At 66.1% G+C, this 15,378-nt stretch carries 15 protein-coding genes; 7 read left to right on the forward strand and 8 right to left on the reverse strand.

The window, feature by feature from the left end:
- Window positions 1-398: 398 nt before the first annotated feature.
- From ACFV9O_RS32330 to ACFV9O_RS32340, 3 genes are all read right to left on the reverse strand, one after another.
- A complete protein-coding gene (locus ACFV9O_RS32330) occupies window positions 399-1,238 on the reverse strand; it encodes a nitrilase-related carbon-nitrogen hydrolase (RefSeq protein WP_385424150.1) in 840 nt (279 codons plus the stop codon).
- 393 nt (window positions 1,239-1,631) lie between these two features.
- Window positions 1,632-3,101: an aldehyde dehydrogenase gene (locus ACFV9O_RS32335; RefSeq protein WP_385424152.1), complete on the reverse strand. Its 1,470-nt coding sequence runs from the start codon at window positions 3,099-3,101 to the stop codon at window positions 1,632-1,634.
- 40 nt (window positions 3,102-3,141) lie between these two features.
- Window positions 3,142-4,239, reverse strand: a complete 1,098-nt coding sequence (locus tag ACFV9O_RS32340; RefSeq protein ID WP_385424155.1) for an NAD(P)-dependent alcohol dehydrogenase — start codon at window positions 4,237-4,239, stop codon at window positions 3,142-3,144.
- A 458-nt stretch (window positions 4,240-4,697) separates the two neighbouring features.
- On the opposite strand from ACFV9O_RS32340, the gene ACFV9O_RS32345 reads away from it, so the two are divergent.
- Window positions 4,698-5,009, forward strand: coding sequence for a hypothetical protein (locus ACFV9O_RS32345; protein WP_385424243.1), 312 nt, complete (start codon window positions 4,698-4,700; stop codon window positions 5,007-5,009).
- Window positions 5,010-5,026: 17 nt separating this feature from the next.
- Here the strand turns inward: ACFV9O_RS32345 and ACFV9O_RS32350 are convergent, their stop codons facing one another.
- Complete coding sequence (locus ACFV9O_RS32350) at window positions 5,027-5,917, reverse strand: NmrA family NAD(P)-binding protein (protein WP_385424158.1); 891 nt, start codon at window positions 5,915-5,917, stop codon at window positions 5,027-5,029.
- Between the two features lie 943 nt (window positions 5,918-6,860).
- Here ACFV9O_RS32350 and ACFV9O_RS32355 point away from each other — a divergent pair.
- From ACFV9O_RS32355 to tatB, 6 genes are all read left to right on the forward strand, one after another.
- Window positions 6,861-7,337, forward strand: coding sequence for a VOC family protein (locus tag ACFV9O_RS32355; RefSeq protein WP_385424161.1), 477 nt, complete (start codon window positions 6,861-6,863; stop codon window positions 7,335-7,337).
- A 255-nt stretch (window positions 7,338-7,592) separates the two neighbouring features.
- Window positions 7,593-8,441 (forward strand): alpha/beta fold hydrolase, encoded by an 849-nt coding sequence (locus ACFV9O_RS32360; RefSeq protein WP_385424164.1) that lies wholly within the window; start codon window positions 7,593-7,595, stop codon window positions 8,439-8,441.
- Between the two features lie 413 nt (window positions 8,442-8,854).
- Window positions 8,855-9,967 carry an alpha/beta fold hydrolase gene (locus ACFV9O_RS32365; protein WP_385424167.1) on the forward strand — a complete coding sequence of 371 codons (1,113 nt, stop codon included), beginning with the start codon at window positions 8,855-8,857 and terminating at the stop codon, window positions 9,965-9,967.
- 442 nt (window positions 9,968-10,409) lie between these two features.
- Complete coding sequence (gene tatA, locus ACFV9O_RS32370) at window positions 10,410-10,679, forward strand: Sec-independent protein translocase subunit TatA (RefSeq protein WP_385424170.1); 270 nt, start codon at window positions 10,410-10,412, stop codon at window positions 10,677-10,679.
- Window positions 10,680-10,755: 76 nt separating this feature from the next.
- Window positions 10,756-11,568 (forward strand): twin-arginine translocase subunit TatC, encoded by an 813-nt coding sequence (tatC, locus tag ACFV9O_RS32375; protein ID WP_385424234.1) that lies wholly within the window; start codon window positions 10,756-10,758, stop codon window positions 11,566-11,568.
- 36 nt (window positions 11,569-11,604) lie between these two features.
- Window positions 11,605-11,979, forward strand: coding sequence for a Sec-independent protein translocase protein TatB (gene tatB, locus ACFV9O_RS32380; protein ID WP_385424173.1), 375 nt, complete (start codon window positions 11,605-11,607; stop codon window positions 11,977-11,979).
- Between the two features lie 149 nt (window positions 11,980-12,128).
- Here tatB and ACFV9O_RS32385 read toward each other — a convergent pair whose 3' ends face one another.
- The 4 genes from ACFV9O_RS32385 to ACFV9O_RS32400 all read right to left on the reverse strand — a co-directional run bounded on the left by ACFV9O_RS32385 (window position 12,129) and on the right by ACFV9O_RS32400 (window position 15,336).
- Window positions 12,129-12,689 carry a TetR/AcrR family transcriptional regulator gene (locus ACFV9O_RS32385; protein ID WP_385424176.1) on the reverse strand — a complete coding sequence of 187 codons (561 nt, stop codon included), beginning with the start codon at window positions 12,687-12,689 and terminating at the stop codon, window positions 12,129-12,131.
- 1,002 nt (window positions 12,690-13,691) lie between these two features.
- Entirely contained in the window at window positions 13,692-14,072 is a 381-nt protein-coding gene (locus tag ACFV9O_RS32390; protein WP_385424178.1) for a zinc-binding dehydrogenase, read from the reverse strand.
- 162 nt (window positions 14,073-14,234) lie between these two features.
- Window positions 14,235-14,873: a copper resistance D family protein gene (locus ACFV9O_RS32395; protein WP_385424237.1), complete on the reverse strand. Its 639-nt coding sequence runs from the start codon at window positions 14,871-14,873 to the stop codon at window positions 14,235-14,237.
- Between the two features lie 130 nt (window positions 14,874-15,003).
- Window positions 15,004-15,336 carry a multiprotein-bridging factor 1 family protein gene (locus ACFV9O_RS32400; protein WP_385424181.1) on the reverse strand — a complete coding sequence of 111 codons (333 nt, stop codon included), beginning with the start codon at window positions 15,334-15,336 and terminating at the stop codon, window positions 15,004-15,006.
- Window positions 15,337-15,378: the final 42 nt, after the last annotated feature.

Consider the following 15,378-nt stretch of genomic DNA (forward strand, 5'->3'; position numbering starts at 1 on the left):
AATCGCGTCTCTAGGCAAATCCGCCCGCGTCACCAGCCCTCAACCCGCTGACCTGCACCTTCAGCCCGGGATGGACTCCAGACCCCCCGAATTACGCGGAACGCAGGCCTGGAGATCATTGGCCCGGCCGTCGACCCGGGACACAGCCGGTGCCGCTGCGGCGCCCAGGGCTGAACTCGCATCCGCCCGCTGGACTCGCGGCCCGAACAATCACGGCTTGCCGCGAAAGCTGCAGGTTCAGGGAGCAGCCGACTCGGTCTCGAATGAGCGGCGCTCGTCGGTCGGACGGGTGGTCTGGGCAGGTCCATGGCCAGCGCGCTCGTGGACGTGAGGTGCCGGGGTGCGGTCGATCTGCAGGCTGAGCAGCTCCGGCCGACTATAGTGTCCGCGCACATCCATCAGGCTCTTACGCATGTCGATCTGCGCGAAATCCAATCGGCGATGACTTCGCCCTCGCCGGACGTGAGCGGCTCGCCGATGATTCGGCCTTCGGGATCGACGATGGCGGTAAAGAAGCCACCGGAAATCACGCCGGCGGGGCTGCCGGTGTCCTCGGCGATCTGCGCCTGCTGCTCGGCATCGAGCCACGCGGTGGCATTGACCACGAAGCAAGCCGACTCCAGCGCATGCTGGCGAATGTTGACCTCGATCTGCTCGGCGAACTGATCGCCACCGAAGGAACCCGGGTACATCGCGGCATGGATCTGCTCGCCGTCGGCCATCAGGGCATAGCGCGCGAGCGGCAGGTAGTGCTCCCAGCACACGAGCTGACCGATGCGGCCGACAGCGCTGTCCACCGCGCGCAGGCCCGAACCGTCGCCCTGGCCCCAGACCATCCGCTCGTGATACGTCGGCGTGATCTTCCGGCGGCGCTGAATCAGCGTCCCGTCCGCGTCGAACAGCAGCTGCGTGTTGTATATAGTGCCGCCGTCACGCTCGTTGACGCCGATCGAGACGACCATCTTGGCTTCTCGGGCAGCTTCGGCGATCGCGTTGGTCTCGGCGGACGGAACGGTCACTGCCTGTTCGAGCAGGCGCAGGTGCTCCTTGGACATCATGTAGGCCGGCTGCACGAAGGAGAAGTAGGGGAAGTAGGGGACGACGGTCTCGGGAAAGACGGCGAACTGCACACCCTGCTTCCCCAGGTCGCGGATCTTCTTGACAACCTTATCGACGGTCCCGGCCCGGCTATAGAGCACGGGGCTGATCTGTACTGCGGCGGCTCGTACAACGGTCATTGGTATAGCTCCTTCTGCGTGCGCGAACTGCGCACTTTGCGGGGTAACTCCTCCCGGAAGGAAGGAGCAGGCTAAGAAACCGGCCCGAGCCGGCTCGGCGAAACACAGGGGCAGGATCGGCATCGATTCGAAATGCCGCTCGCCGCTCCCCCGTGCCTTCTGCTCGGTCGCTCCGCCGGTGTGAGCAACTTCCGGGGTCTGTGACGTGCTGGTGGCCTGACGGGACCAAACGGCGTCGCCAGCTGGCCCCTCAAACGCGCAGCCCACCACGTTGCAGACCACCCACGCGCCTGGGTCATCACCATCGTCAATGCCATCAAACCCAAACGCGTCAAGCGGACAACAACGCCCTAAGCGACGCATCCGGAGACAGGGTGTTGTTGCGACAGGTCCTTACAGGTAGATGGAGTGCAGATTCTGATAGTGCGCAAGGCCTTCGGGCCCCAGCTCACGTCCCATGCCGCTGGCCTTCACCCCGCCGTACGGCGCAGCGAAGTCGGGCAGGTAGTGGTTGATGCCGATGGTGCCGGTCTGCACCTGCTTGGCAACACGCTCCGCTCGCTCGGAATCGGTCGTCCACACGGTCCCGCCAAGCCCGAACTCGGAGTCGTTCGCGATCCGGATGGCCTCGTCATCACCCTCGTAAGCGATGATCGACAGGACCGGGCCGAAGATCTCCTCCTGAGCGATGACCGAGGCATTGTCGACGTCTGCGAAGATCGTCGGCTGGACGAACCAGCCGTGCTCGCGGTCCGATCGCGGACCGCCAGTCACCAGGGTCGCGCCATCGGCAATGCCGCGCTCGATGTAGGACACCACCTTGTCACGATGTGAAGAGCTGACCATCGGGCCGATGTGCGTGGCGGGGTCAAGCGCGTCGCCCACGACGGATCCCTCGGCCAGCGTCTTGTAGAACTCCACGACCTCGGCGTAGCGACTCCGCGGTGCCAGGATGCGTGTGCTGGCGAAGCACGTCTGTCCGTTGTTGAGCAGGGAGGCGATAAAGAGTGCCTCGGCATTCGACTCGAGGTCCGCGTCGTCGAGGATGAGTGCGGCCGACTTTCCTCCCAGCTCCAGAGTCACGGGACGCAACAGCTGCCCCGCCCGCCCGGCGATCTCGCGGCCGACAGCCGTGGAACCGGTGAAAGAGATCTTGTCGACGCCAGGGTGCCCGACAAGGTATGCCCCCAGACCGCGGCCGCTTGTGAGGATGTTGATGACTCCGGCTGGGATACCTGCCGCGGCAACCGCCTCCGACAGCAGGGCGAAGTCCAGCAGAGTCTCCGTCGACGGCTTGACCACGACGGTGTTGCCCGCGGCCAGCGCCGGAGCAAGCTTGAAGAAGGTCAGGGTCTGCGGGTAGTTCCAGGGCACGATTGCGGCGATCACGCCCAGCGGAGTTCGGTGGACCAAGGACGTTCCGCCCAGGACGCCGGGGCGGCGTTCCTCGGTGGGCATCTGCTCCGCCAGCGTCGCGTAGTACCGCAGCACTCCGGCCGGTACTGCGGCTTCGAAGTTGATGGAGGTCGAATATGGCATGCCGTTCTGGCTGCTGACCCGTCGGGCCATTTCTTCCTTGCGGGCGTCCAGTTGGTCGGCCAGGCGCTGCAGGGCGCGGGCGCGCTCCGTCGGGTGCCACGTGGCCCAGCCGGTGGGGTCGGCGAACGCCCGGCGTGCGGCGGCAACTGCCGCATCGGCATCCGTGTACGTGCTGACCGGGACGTGTCCGATGACCTGCCCCGTGCTCGCGGACGTCACGGAATGCGAATCCGATGAGGCGGGCTTGCGCCACTCGCCGTCGATGAACAGGGAGTCATAGAACAGGATGTCGCTCGTCGAGTCGGCCTGTGCTGCGTTGGTCATGTGTGGGTCTTCCTTTCGATTGTCTTGGGTTTTGTCGTGCTCAGAAGACGACGACGGGCTTCAGGGTTGTGCCCTGCTCGCTGTCCTGGAACGCGGTGTTGATGTCCGTGAAGGGGTAGGACTTGACCAACTTGTCGAAGGGGAACCGACCGTCCTGGTAGAGCGAGATGAGGCGCGGGATGAACGTATGGGGGACGGTGTCCCCCTCGATGACCATGCTGATTTTGGCGCCCGTCAGGATGGTGGTGCCGATGTCGATGGTCGCCTCGGTGCCCGGAGCGGCAAGCCCCACGAGGGCGGCGTGGCCACGGGAGCCGAGCGAGTCGACCATGGTCCGGAAAACCTTCTGGTTTCCGGTTGTGTCGACGGCGTAGTCCACGCCGCCGCCCGTTATTTCCTTGATGTGGTCCGTCGCGTTCTCCATCTGGCCGTTGATGATGTGCGTGGCGCCGAGTTCCCTCGCGCGCTGCAGTCGGCTCTGGACGATGTCCACGGCGATGATGGTCGAGCAGTTCGCCACTCGGGCCGCCAGGAGGGCGGACATTCCCACCGCGCCGGTTCCGAAGACGACAAAGGTGCTGCCGGCTTCGGGGTCGAGGACGTTGAGGACGGCTCCCGCGCCGGTTTGGACGCTGCACCCCAAAGGCCCGAGCAGCTTGAGCGGCACGGTCGGTGGGACCTTGATGACGCTGCGCTCGGCAACGTTGCTGACCGAGGCGAAGGACGACTGGCCGAAGAAGTGGGAGCCGACCGGTTCGCCGTTGTCGGAGAATGCCGCGGTTCCGTCTGACCGTCGGCCGGAGAAGTTGAGTGCGAGGAAGTGCGCGCAGTAGGCGGGGCGCCCGCTCACGCACGAGTCGCAGGTTCCGCAGGTGGAGAAGGTGAGCAACACATGGTCGCCGGGCTCTACCGCCGTGACGCCCGCGCCCACCTTCTCGACGACTCCAGCCCCCTCGTGGCCGAGCACCGCGGGCATTGGTGTCGGGTACCACTCGTCCCGGACGACGGCGTCAGTGTGGCAAATGCCGCTGGCCACCATCCTCACCCGGACTTCACCCGGTCCGGGCTCCTCAAGATCCAGTTCCTTGATCGCGAGTGGATTCCCCCTGCCGGTTGCAACCGCTGCGGTGACCTTCATGGGCGTGCCCCTATGGATGCTCAAGGCAATAGCCAGATGGGTGCACCGGCCTGTGCAGGCTCGGTATCTCCTTCTCCATCCCGGAGAGGTCCGGCCAGAGACCGGTCCGTTTTAGATTACATACACAATCTAAACGAGGCAAGTGCCGCCACCGAAGTGGGGCGACGCACCGATCAACCGCCGGGGAAGGGGCAGTCATCGGCGGCGGCATCGCGTCCCTCGACAGGTACCAGTCGATCAATCCTCGGCTATTGATGGCCCCCGCCGGCCGCCACAGCCGGCCACACCGCCGCAACTCGACAAGAGAGCCTGTGGATACCTGATCTGGCACTGGATCGGCCTCGCCGTCTTCCCTCTCACCCTGCTTCCCGCCGAGCGGCCACCAGCTTCCTGAAAAGGGCCGCAGCGTACTTCGCGAAGGATCCCCGGTAGCAAGCAAGTACGAGTTCATCGATGAGATGCGGCTCGACACCGAGGAGTACACATACAGCGTCGAGTTCATGTGCGGCCGACTCGGCGTGTCCAGATCCGGCTGCTACGACTGGCGATCCCGCCCGGAATCCGCGACGGCCCAACGGCGCGACGAACTGAAGCTGCTCATCACGAAAAGGACGTATACGTGCACCGCGTGCGGAGCCGTCTCCCCGAGGGACAAGAGCTCCGCCCGCGTGATGCTCGTCGGGGCAGGTCTCAACCCGGCTAGCCAGGAACGCCTCTGCCGCCGCGCGCTCGCCGATGCGGCCTCGGAGAGTGCGGCCGACGGGCCGTGACGAGGTTTCAGTGTCGGCTATTCGCTTGCCTTCTTGGTGTAGTCGAGCTCGAACAGCGAGCGGTACTCGTTGATGAACTCCTCGACCGTCGCGAGCGGCTTCCCGATGATGCGCGGCGCCGCGTCGCTGATACCCGCCAGGCGGCCCTCCTGCTGGTCGAGGATCAAAGCCTCGAAGTGCTTGAGCTTGGCGGTGTCGTGCTGGAGGCCGAGCATCTCCAGGAACGCCCACACCGTGACCCGCTCGAACGGAAGCTCCTTGCCCAGCACCCGGCTGACCTCGGCCGCCAGCTCCTCGTGGCTGTACTCCACAGAACCCGTGAGGGGGTAGGTCTGCCCACCGTGCTCGTCCGGCGAGGCGAAGATGTTGGCAGCGGTCAGGGCGATGTCGCGGCCGGCAATCGGGGCGAAGCGGCTTTCCCTGTCGAACGGCAGGACGTAGCGGCCGTAGCGGATCAGCCCGGAGATGTAGAGCAGCCACTGCATGAAGAACGTGACCCTGAGGTGAGTGGTGGGGACTCCGGACCAGTCGAAGACGTGCTCGGAGAGCCAGTGGTTCTGCGTGGTCTTGCTGTGCGCCTGGGGACGGGACTGGATGTGCGACATGTTCACGATGAGCTCGAGGTCCTGTTCCTTCGCGGCCTGAGCGAACATGACCGCGGCCTCGACCAGTCCGTCGCCGATCGGGTAGTTGAAGTAGGCGCGCTGGACGCCTTCCATGGCCGCACGCACGTCGCGGAAGTTGAGCAGGTCGCCGAATACGACCTCGGCGCCCTTGTCGCGCAGTCGCTGTGCCCGCTCGTCGTCCTTGCGAACCATGGCACGAACGCTGAAGCCTTCCTTGAGCAGGTAGTCGACCATCGGCCGGCCGGTCTCACCGTTCGCTGTCGTGATCAGAATCGTGGTCATTGGTTCTCTCCTCTTTTGCTTCGTTGGCATTGCTGGTGTACGGGGACCTGACCTCAATGGCGATGGCTCCTACGAACGGCCAGGAACGGGGAGCACAGGACCAGGTCCAGTCCCGCCGGTCCAGAGACTCCCGCCCTGCAAGGGGTCAGCCTGTGCGCGGGAGAACGCGTCGACCGCTTCTCGCCGTAGCTGCCAGCGCCCGACGGCGCCTCGCCCTGGTAGTCGACTTCGTGGTGCTGTCGTCGTGCCATCCCATCGCCGGTCCGGCCATGACGTGATCTTCAGCAGGTGAGGCCGTCTCGTCGTTCCATTTAGATTACTATTGACATCCAAGGTGTGCAAGTGCGCATCGGCAGCGCATCAGGCGGCACACCGGGAAGAGAAGATCGAGCCACGCAGCAGCAGGGGATCGGCGCCCCAGGGAGGCCAGGCCCGGACGCCGACGCTTACCGTACGCGCGAGGACACGGGAACGGATCCACGCCCCGAAGCGAACGGCATCCCCAGACAACCCCTGACCGCCTACCCGAACCTGCGACAAACGCCACGCCCGCCCGGTCGCTGGAGCCCAAAAGCCGCGCCATTTCCGGCCCAGCCGCCCAGACCGGCAGGATCGAGACCGCACCCCCAGCGCCTGCGGCCCCACACCTCGGCGCCAGCCCGTAGGGCGCGCGCCGCTCAGGCCTCCGAAAGCCCAGCAATGCCCGGCCGGGACCGGAGCAACCGCCATGCCCGCCAGCACTCCTGACACGCGCCAGCAAAGTACGCACCAACCGAGCCGCCCCCCAACTCGTGGGATGCATCTTGCATCGGTGTCGCGGCAAGCTCGAACACCTCTCCCTCGTCACCCCCTTGACGGGTGACGACACGCCTGGCATGCTCGTCACCATCTAAGCCGGTGATGAATTGTTGTCCCGGACCCACCCTCACGAAAGCAGAAGAAAATGGAACTGAAGCTGGAACTCGTCGTGGTTCCCGTCTCCGACGCGGACAAGGCCAAGGCCTTCTACGAGAAGGCGGGATTCCGCCTCGACGTCGACGTCGCCCCGCACGACGGCTGGCGCCTGGTACACCTCACACCGCCCGGCTCCGAGGCTTCGATCATCTTCGGCAACGGGCTCACCCCCGCCGCACCGGGCTCGTCACAGGGCCTCTACCTCATCGTCTCCGACATCGAGGAAGCCCGCGCGGAACTTCTCAGCCGCGGCATCGCCGTGAGCGAGATCTTCCACGACGCCAACGGGCTCCTCTACCACGGCCACGCCAACGGCCAGGTCACCCACCAGCCCGAGGGAGGACAGGAGCGACTCGCCGGCCCGCACCCCGAGCGCGCCTCCTACGCCTCCTACGCCACCTTCAGCGACCCCGACGGCAACGGCTGGGTGCTCCAGGAGGTCAAGCAGCGAGCCCCCGGCCGCTGACACAACACCAACACCCAAGGCACAACGGACCAACACCCCAAAGCACAACACCTGGCCCCGTTGAGCCTCGAGGCGGTAAACCCGCCACGGACCGTGGGACGTGAGAACCTGCCTCACGCCCCACGGTCCGCCACCACGGGCTCCCCCGCCGAGGCCGCGTCCGTGGTGGCCCTTGCCCGTTTTAGATGTCACATATAATCTATGTGAGGGTTCGGCCCGGACATGGAGATTTGACCCATCACCGTGGAGGTTTGGATGAGTACCTACTCGACCGTCGAGACGCAGACTGTGAGGGCGGACAACGGCGTCGATTACGCCTATCGGAGCCTGGGTTCAGGCGCTGGAGCGCCGCCCTTGGTGCTGCTGCAGCACTTCCGTGGAAATCTGGACAACTGGGATCCGGCGCTCATCGACGCGCTGGCGCATGGGCGCCGAGTGATCACGTTCGACAACACTGGCGTGGGCGCCACCAGTGGGCGCACTCCGAACACGGTGGCCGCCATGGCCGGCGATGCCATCGAGTTCATCGACGCGCTGGGCCTGGACAAGGTCGACCTGCTCGGCTTCTCCCTCGGAAGTTTCGTCGCCCAGGAGATTGCACTGCACCGCCCCGACCTGGTCAACCGAATCGTCCTGGCCTCCGCCGCACCGCGGGGTGCAGCTGGAATTCACGGATGGCGTCGGGATGTCATTGAAGGGGTCGGTGGACGGGAACCGTCACCCGAGGGTTATCTGCACGCCTTCGTCCCCGCCACTCCCGAAGGGCTCGCTGCGGGCCAGGCCCTCCTGGGGCGCATCTACGGAGAGCGGACCGAGGGGCACGATGACCCTACGACCTGGCAGACCCGCCAGGCCCAGTACGACGCAGTGATTGAGTGGGGCATCCCGAACCACGCCCTGCTCGAGCGGCTTCAGGGAATCGCGCAGCCGGTGTTCGTCGCCAACGGCGACAGCGACCCGATGATCCCGCCGCGGTACTCCTACCTGCTTGCCGGCCTGCTGCCCGACGTGCAGATCAAGATTTATCCCGATGCTGCTCACGGGTTCCTCTTCCAGCATCACAAGGAGTTCGCCGCCGACGTCAACAAGTTCCTCGGCAAGTGACGCCCTTGGTCCCTCCCATGGGGCCACGCGGAACTCCAAGATCATTCCTGGTTGCCCAGCATCAGCCCGTCTACGTTCAGCGCAGTCAACCGGTCTCCTGTTGGCCCGTTCACCCAGGGATGGGACACGGTGGGCTTCGTTGAAGGAGTTGGGCTGCCCCTAAGCCTGTCCTAGCGCTTCCCTACACCTAATAGCACTGTTCTCCATTCCGCCGTCGGCATATCCCAGCGCCTTGCTGTCGCCGATTTGCTGCCGCCCCGGGGCGGCCTCAAATCGTCTCCGCGTGCACGGTAGCTGTCGAAACTTGCTTGACGAAGGGGACCCCCAATTCCAAAATTCGTCACCGTCTTGACGGGTGACGAACGATATGTAAACCTCTCGGCACGCTTTCAGTTTCGCGAAAGGAAATCATCATGAGCACGTCTCCGAATGAGCCCACCACTCCGGAAGGAGGCTGGTCCGAGCCGCAGTCAAGCGATTCGCGCACCGGCTTCTCGCGTCGCCTCTTCGTCGGCGGCGCGGCTGCTGCGGCCGCCAGCGTCTCGCTGCTCGGCGGAGCGGCCCTGCCCGCCGCCGCCGCCGGCAACCCCAAGTTGGGGAGGATCGGGTCGGTCGCCACCTCTCCGGAGCTGCCGGCAGGGTTCACGAAGACGTTCACCAGTCGGTTCATCCAGGCCGGTGGCCTGCTCCAGCACGCGGTCATCGGCGGCGACGGGCCGCCGCTGCTCCTGATCCACGGATGGCCGCAGAACTGGTATGCCTGGCGCCTGCTGATGCCGCAACTCGCCAAGAAGTACACGGTCATCGCCGTCGACCAGCGCGGCGTCGGCCTCACTGACAAGCCGCAGAGCGGATACGACACCCGCACCCTGGCCAACGACCTGATCGCGCTCATGGACGCGCTCGGCCACGAGCGATTCGCCGTCGTCGGCCACGACACGGGGATGCTGATCGGCTACGCCCTGGCCGCGGATCACCCCACCCGGGTCGAACGCGTGGGCCTTGCCGAGATCCCCGGCCCCTTGGGAGCAGTGCCTTCGCCGGAGCTGTTCGTCGAGGAGCCGCTCAATAACAAGGTCTGGCACATCCCCTTCAACCGGGTCAACGACCCGCTCACCGAACAACTCGTCAAGGGACGAGAAGACATCTTCTTCGGTTATGAGTTTGCCATCCAGGCCGGCCAGAAGAAGCTGCCCGACTACGCGCTCAAGTACTACTTCACCCTCTTCTCCGACCCCGACAGCCTGCGCGGCAGCTTCGGGTTCTACCGTGCTTGGGATGCAATGCTCGCGCAGAACAAGGCTCGAGCCCAGACTCCGCTGCCCATGCCCGTCCTGGCCATCGGGGGAGCGGAAGGCTGGGGCAAATACGTTGGTGACGGGATGCAGAAGGCTGCCGCCGATCTGCAGACCGTCGTCATCCCTGACGCCGGCCACTGGGTCGCAGAACAGGCCCCCCAAGCACTGCTGGAAGCACTGGGCGCATTCCTCGCTCCCTACCACGCTGCCGCTCAGGCCCGACGCTAGATGACAGCGCCCACATACTACGCATGTGCTCTGAAAGCTGCACCGTAACTCACCGAAGACTCGGCGGCGGCCAGTAATCATTCGGTTGTCCGATTCCTTGCCTCGCGGGATCACCTCAGGCAAGTATCGGGAGTCACCGGGTAAGCGACTAGCCCGGCGGGGCCACACACAAACCGCGTGGCCCCGCCGCACAGTCCGCGTATTTTCCCACACGCGAGTCTTCCAAACCGAGACTTGTTCCAGTGATGAGCAAAGAAGCCTGAGACGTCCTAGCTCAAGGCCATTTCTCTTACGCATCCGGCAACCAGGTTTCGACCGCTTCAAGAGCCTGACTTCATGCGTCCGCATCGCCAGGCACACTCACGAACGTGCCCCCCCGGGTAGCAGCACCTCACCCTAACCGCGACGGAGCGATCATTGCTCCTGGCGAAAGGAAATCAACGTGTTCGGTAAAATTGGCGCACCCGAAATTCTGCTCATCCTCGTCGTTCTCATCATGCTCTTCGGCGCCAAACGCCTTCCCGGCATGGCGCGCTCACTCGGGCAATCCATGCGCATTCTCAAGAGCGAGACCAAGGCGATGCGGGATCGCAACGACGAGGCCCATGAAAGCGGCGATTCTGTGAATGGGACCGCTATCCGGGCCCCATTCAATGCCGCGTCCCGGCCGCAGGGCCATGGACATTCCCAAGAAGCCTTCGGCACGCGCTGACGCCGGACGGCGTCTGCGGGAGAAGAACCGAGGTCTGCTCGTGCTCTCAGCCATATCCCGGGCCCCCGAGGGGCACATGCCCCTGGCGGGCCACCTACGCGAACTACGAAGCCGCCTGGTGAAGGCGATCGGCGCGGTCATGGTGACGACCGTTGTCGCTGGGCTGTCCTACAAGCAGCTGATCGATTTCGTCATCGCGCCCCTGCCGGGCTGTGACACGCTGGAGGGAAGCCCCGCAACAACAGACGGACGGTGCGGAGTCATCGCCACCAACGGTCTCCTCTCGCCCGTCACCCTTGCCTTGAAGGTGTCGCTGACCGCCGGGCTCATCGGCGCCAGTCCCGTCTGGCTCTACCAGCTGTGGAGGTTTCTCGCCCCGGGCCTGCACCGCGGTGAGAAGAGGTACACCCTCGCCTTCCTCGCCACCGGCATCCCCCTCTTCCTGGCCGGGGCCGCATTCGCCTACGCGGTCCTGCCCACCACAGCACGGGTGCTGATCTCCTTCACCCCAGAGCAGGCCACCAACATCCTGCCCGTCGACGACTTCCTCGACCTGGCCACCCGTATGGTCCTGGTCTTCGGTCTGTCCTTCGAACTCCCCCTGCTCCTCGTCATGCTCAACCTGGCAGGCATCCTCAGCTCCGCCCGCATGGCAGGCTGGTGGCGGCACATGGTCCTCGGCATCACCGCGTTCGCTGCCATCGCCACGCCCAGCAGCGACCCACTGAGCATGCTCGCACTTGCCGGCCCCATCACCGCTTTGTATCTGGTCGCCTGTGCCGTCTCCTGGCTCAACGACCGCCGTCGCGCCCGCAAGGGCACGGCAGACCTCAGCCCCGACGAGCCCTCGTCGCTTCCCGCCCTACATGACTCGTACCACGGCCGCTGAACCGGTACCGCACGTGAGTCGCACAGGAGGCCACGCATGTTCTTCGACATGGGCCCGCTCGAGATGCTCACCATCTTCGTGATCGCCATCGTCGTTCTCGGCCCGGAAAAACTACCCAAGGCGATATCGGAGTTGTCCGCCCTCATACGCAAGGGGAGATCTATCGCCAACAGCGCCCAAGCCGACATCCGCAGAGAACTCGGTCCTGAATTCTCCGACCTCCAACTCCGCGACCTCCACCCGCGAACGCTGGCTGAAAAGGCAGTACTTGCGGCCGAGAGTGAGATAGGCCTCCATGAGGTTACGGAATCTCTCACCTTGGATGAACTGACCGCCGACGAGGATGGCCAGCAGCGGTCAGCGCCAGTGAACCTCGCCAAGCTTCACCCAGATCCCCAGGCTTCGGCATAGTCGATTGATACCCGGTTTGGGATCGACCAAGGTCCGTTGAGTGCGAGGGAGCGAAGAGGGTCGCGGGCGTAGCGACGGGAGGCCGGCCGCGATGCCTTTCGCTGGGGCCGGCCGCGTGTCGACGGAGGCCGGGGGCAGCCGGTAAAGGATCAGTCGCTCTCCGACACGGCCTCGTGCGCAGCGCGGAGAATCTCGTCGGACAGCGGAGAGCCGTGCGTGGCCCGGGCGAGGAGAAGGGCTCCGACCATGGTGGCCAGGCAGACCAGGCCGTCCTCGCCCTCACCGGCGAGCCACTCGGCGAATTCGCCCACACTGTCGACATACACCCGATGTGCCGCCGAGTCCCCCGCCTCACGTGCCATGTCGACGGCGAGCCCCGCGGCAGCGCAGCCGTCGGCCGCGTCGTCACGATGACCGGTCGACAGGTACCAGTCGATCAGAGCCTGACGTCCGGCGTCGTACTGACCGCCGTGCGCGGCCACCGCCTGTGTGCGACGCCCCTCCAACTCGGCGAAGGCTCGAGCGGTGGCCTCGCCGACCAGAGCATCCTTGGAGGCGAACTGCTTGTAGAACCCTCCATGGGTCAAACCGGCCGCCTTCATCACGTCGACGACGCTCACGCCGGTACCCTGCTCCCGAAACATTCGGGCGGCAGTGGCCACCACACGCTGCCGGTTCTCCTGCGCCTGAACCTGCGACACACGTCCCATGGGATGCCCCTCCTTCGGTTTAGATTTCGAGTAGTACCTATTCTACGGTTCTCCCAGCCGACACCGGCCCAGGTACCGCATTGCTCTGCTGCTCCATCTCGCGGGACCGGCTGACCAACCACTACTCCTGGTTGCGCGCTGCGCAGTTACCCCTGTGGAAGGGTTGATCACCCCTGCGGCGCGGATGGATGCCCAACGTCGGCCCTTCCTTACCGCCTGCGACCCGCTGACCGGCCGGGTCACGGGCCAGCGGACCCCAAGGCTCGCCGCACGGGCGCGTTCGGTGACGGTTGTCGACGCGGCAGCTGAAGTGCTGGCGCTCGCTCGTGCGCTCCTACCTCCTCCCCTGCCGTCCAGTTCCTTGAAGCCGACCTGTTCCAGGGCGTCCGCCGCGGCGCTACGACACCGTGTTCTTCGCCTTCTGGCTCTCCCATGTCCCGTCGGCGCGGCTGCCCGGCTCCTGGAACACGGTCGCTGCCGCCCTCGCGCCGGGCGGCAAAGCGATCTTCATCGACGATGATCCCACCGCGGCCGCTGAACAGGAACTTCTCACGGACCGGCCCGCGGCCCGCCCCTGCGGCGCTGCGCCGGCTCGACGACGGCAGCCAGTACCGCATCGTGAAAGTCTTCCAGGACACCCAGGCCTTCACGGACGACCTCACAGCCCTCGGGTGGTCGGTACACATACGGACCGTCGCCCGGAACTTCATCGGCATCGCCGAACCACCAACCACCTGTGGCCAGACCGTGTCCCATGAGGTGACCGCCCGCTGGGCGGACGCGAGCGGGCGCCTCGTCTCCGCGTACACACTTGCGTCGCGCTCTGGACGGCTGGCCGCCCACCAAGAACACCGTTCGGCATTCGTCCCGGGAGCTGCCCACGCGCACGCCCGGCGCCGCGGTCATGACGTACTCCTGAGTAGCGTCAGCGCAACCACTGACGCAGCGGGAGGTCGGGTTCGGTACACGGACCGGCGCTTGCCGGAATGGATGACGTGCAGGTCAGGGGACGAGGACGGTCTTGCCGGGCAGCCGTCCGGCGGCGGCAGCGTCGTGGACGGCGGCCAGGTCGGCCAGCGGGCGCCGATGAGCGACGTCGATCTTCAGATCACCGGCGTCCACCCTGGTGACCAGGTCGGCGAGGCGAGCGGCGTCGCTGCGGATTGAATACCCGCACCGTGCGCACGCCGCGGCCTGCGCCCTCGGGACCGGGGGTGGTGGTGCTGACGAACCGCCGTCGGCGACCAGGTCCACCAGGGCCGCGGTCTCCTCGGGGCTGGTGGGCACGAGGTTCACCACCGCGTCGAACCGCTCTCCTGCCACCGACTGCGGCAGCGGGGTGGCGGTGTGGTCGACGATCCGATCGGCGCCGTAGGAGCGCACACGGTCGATGCTGCGGGGACTGGCGGTGGCGGTGACCGTGGCGCCGGCCTGTCGGGCCGGCTGGACGGCGTAGCCGCCGACCGCCTCACCCGCGCCGTTGACCAGGAGGCCCTGCCCGGCCTCGAGGGCGGCCCTTGCCGGTGCCCATGTCGAACGGGACCGTCACGGTGACGACAGCGGGCACGGTTGTGGCAGCTGTCCGCGCCGCCTGTTCGGTGGCGGCTCGTGCGGGCTGGGTTCCCGTGAGAGCGGTGCTGACCGCCAGGAGCAGCACGCCGAGGGCGGCCTCGGCTGCGACAGAGAGCAGCAGGCGACGGCCGTGGCCGGGTTGTCGCGTCGCATCGGGCGGGGCGTCCGTCGTCGGGGACAGCGCGGGATGGCCCACCGTCGGGACAGGGCGGCCACGGCCAGAAGCGCAAGAACTATGGCGATCTTCAGTGCCAGCCATCTGCCGTACGACGCCGAGGAGAGGGCTTCCCAGGAACCGAGCTGGCGCCAGGACTGGTAGATGCCCGTCCCGACGAGAGCGGTGATGGCAAGGAATGCGAGCCGGGAGAAGCAGGATACGGCCATCGCCGGTACCGGTCGGTCCGGCGAGGAGCGCCACAGGGCGATACAGAGGGCGACCAGCCCGCCCATCCAGAAGGCCATGGCCAGCAGGTGCACCATGGCGAACGGGATCGCCAAGCCCACCTGCTTTCCCGCGGACGCATGCTCTGCCGCGGCCCAGGTCTGGGCGAGGCCGAGCAGCAGCGGTACGCCGACCGCACGCAGCGCCCGCAACCGGCCGTCCTGGGCCACCAACTTTGCTTCTGTGGCGGGGCGTGACGACGACGTGGCCAATCAGTCGGCGGGGCTCCGGGACGCTCAGGGGTACGAGGTCGTGTAATCACGGCCCGCGCGTGCGCCTCCGTCCGCAGCAGACCGGGCATCACCCGGCACTCGTACGTGCACAGACGATCGCCGCACTCTCGAGCTTCGCCCACAGCCGGAACCAGCCAGCGAGGCCCGGCTGCCGCGACACGTGCCGGGCAACAGCCCGGAGCACCCCGAACGAGTCCAGGGCCCCTTCGGCTCGCTCGACGAAATCACCGGGCGGCATGCGGCGCCCCTGCTCGATCGAGGCGACGCAGTGCTGCGAGTAGCACACCAGCGGCGCGAGTTCCTCCTGGGTGAGCGAGGCCCGTTCACGGAAGACCTTGAGGACAGCGCCGAACGCCTTGAGGCTGTCGGACTGTTCGGGTGCACTGCTGCTGCTCGCCATGGGCGACGACCCCCTTGTCGCGCTCGTACAACAAGCCCATGG

The organism is Streptomyces sp. NPDC059909 (assembly GCF_042730885.1).
Lineage (GTDB): Bacteria > Actinomycetota > Actinomycetes > Streptomycetales > Streptomycetaceae > Streptomyces.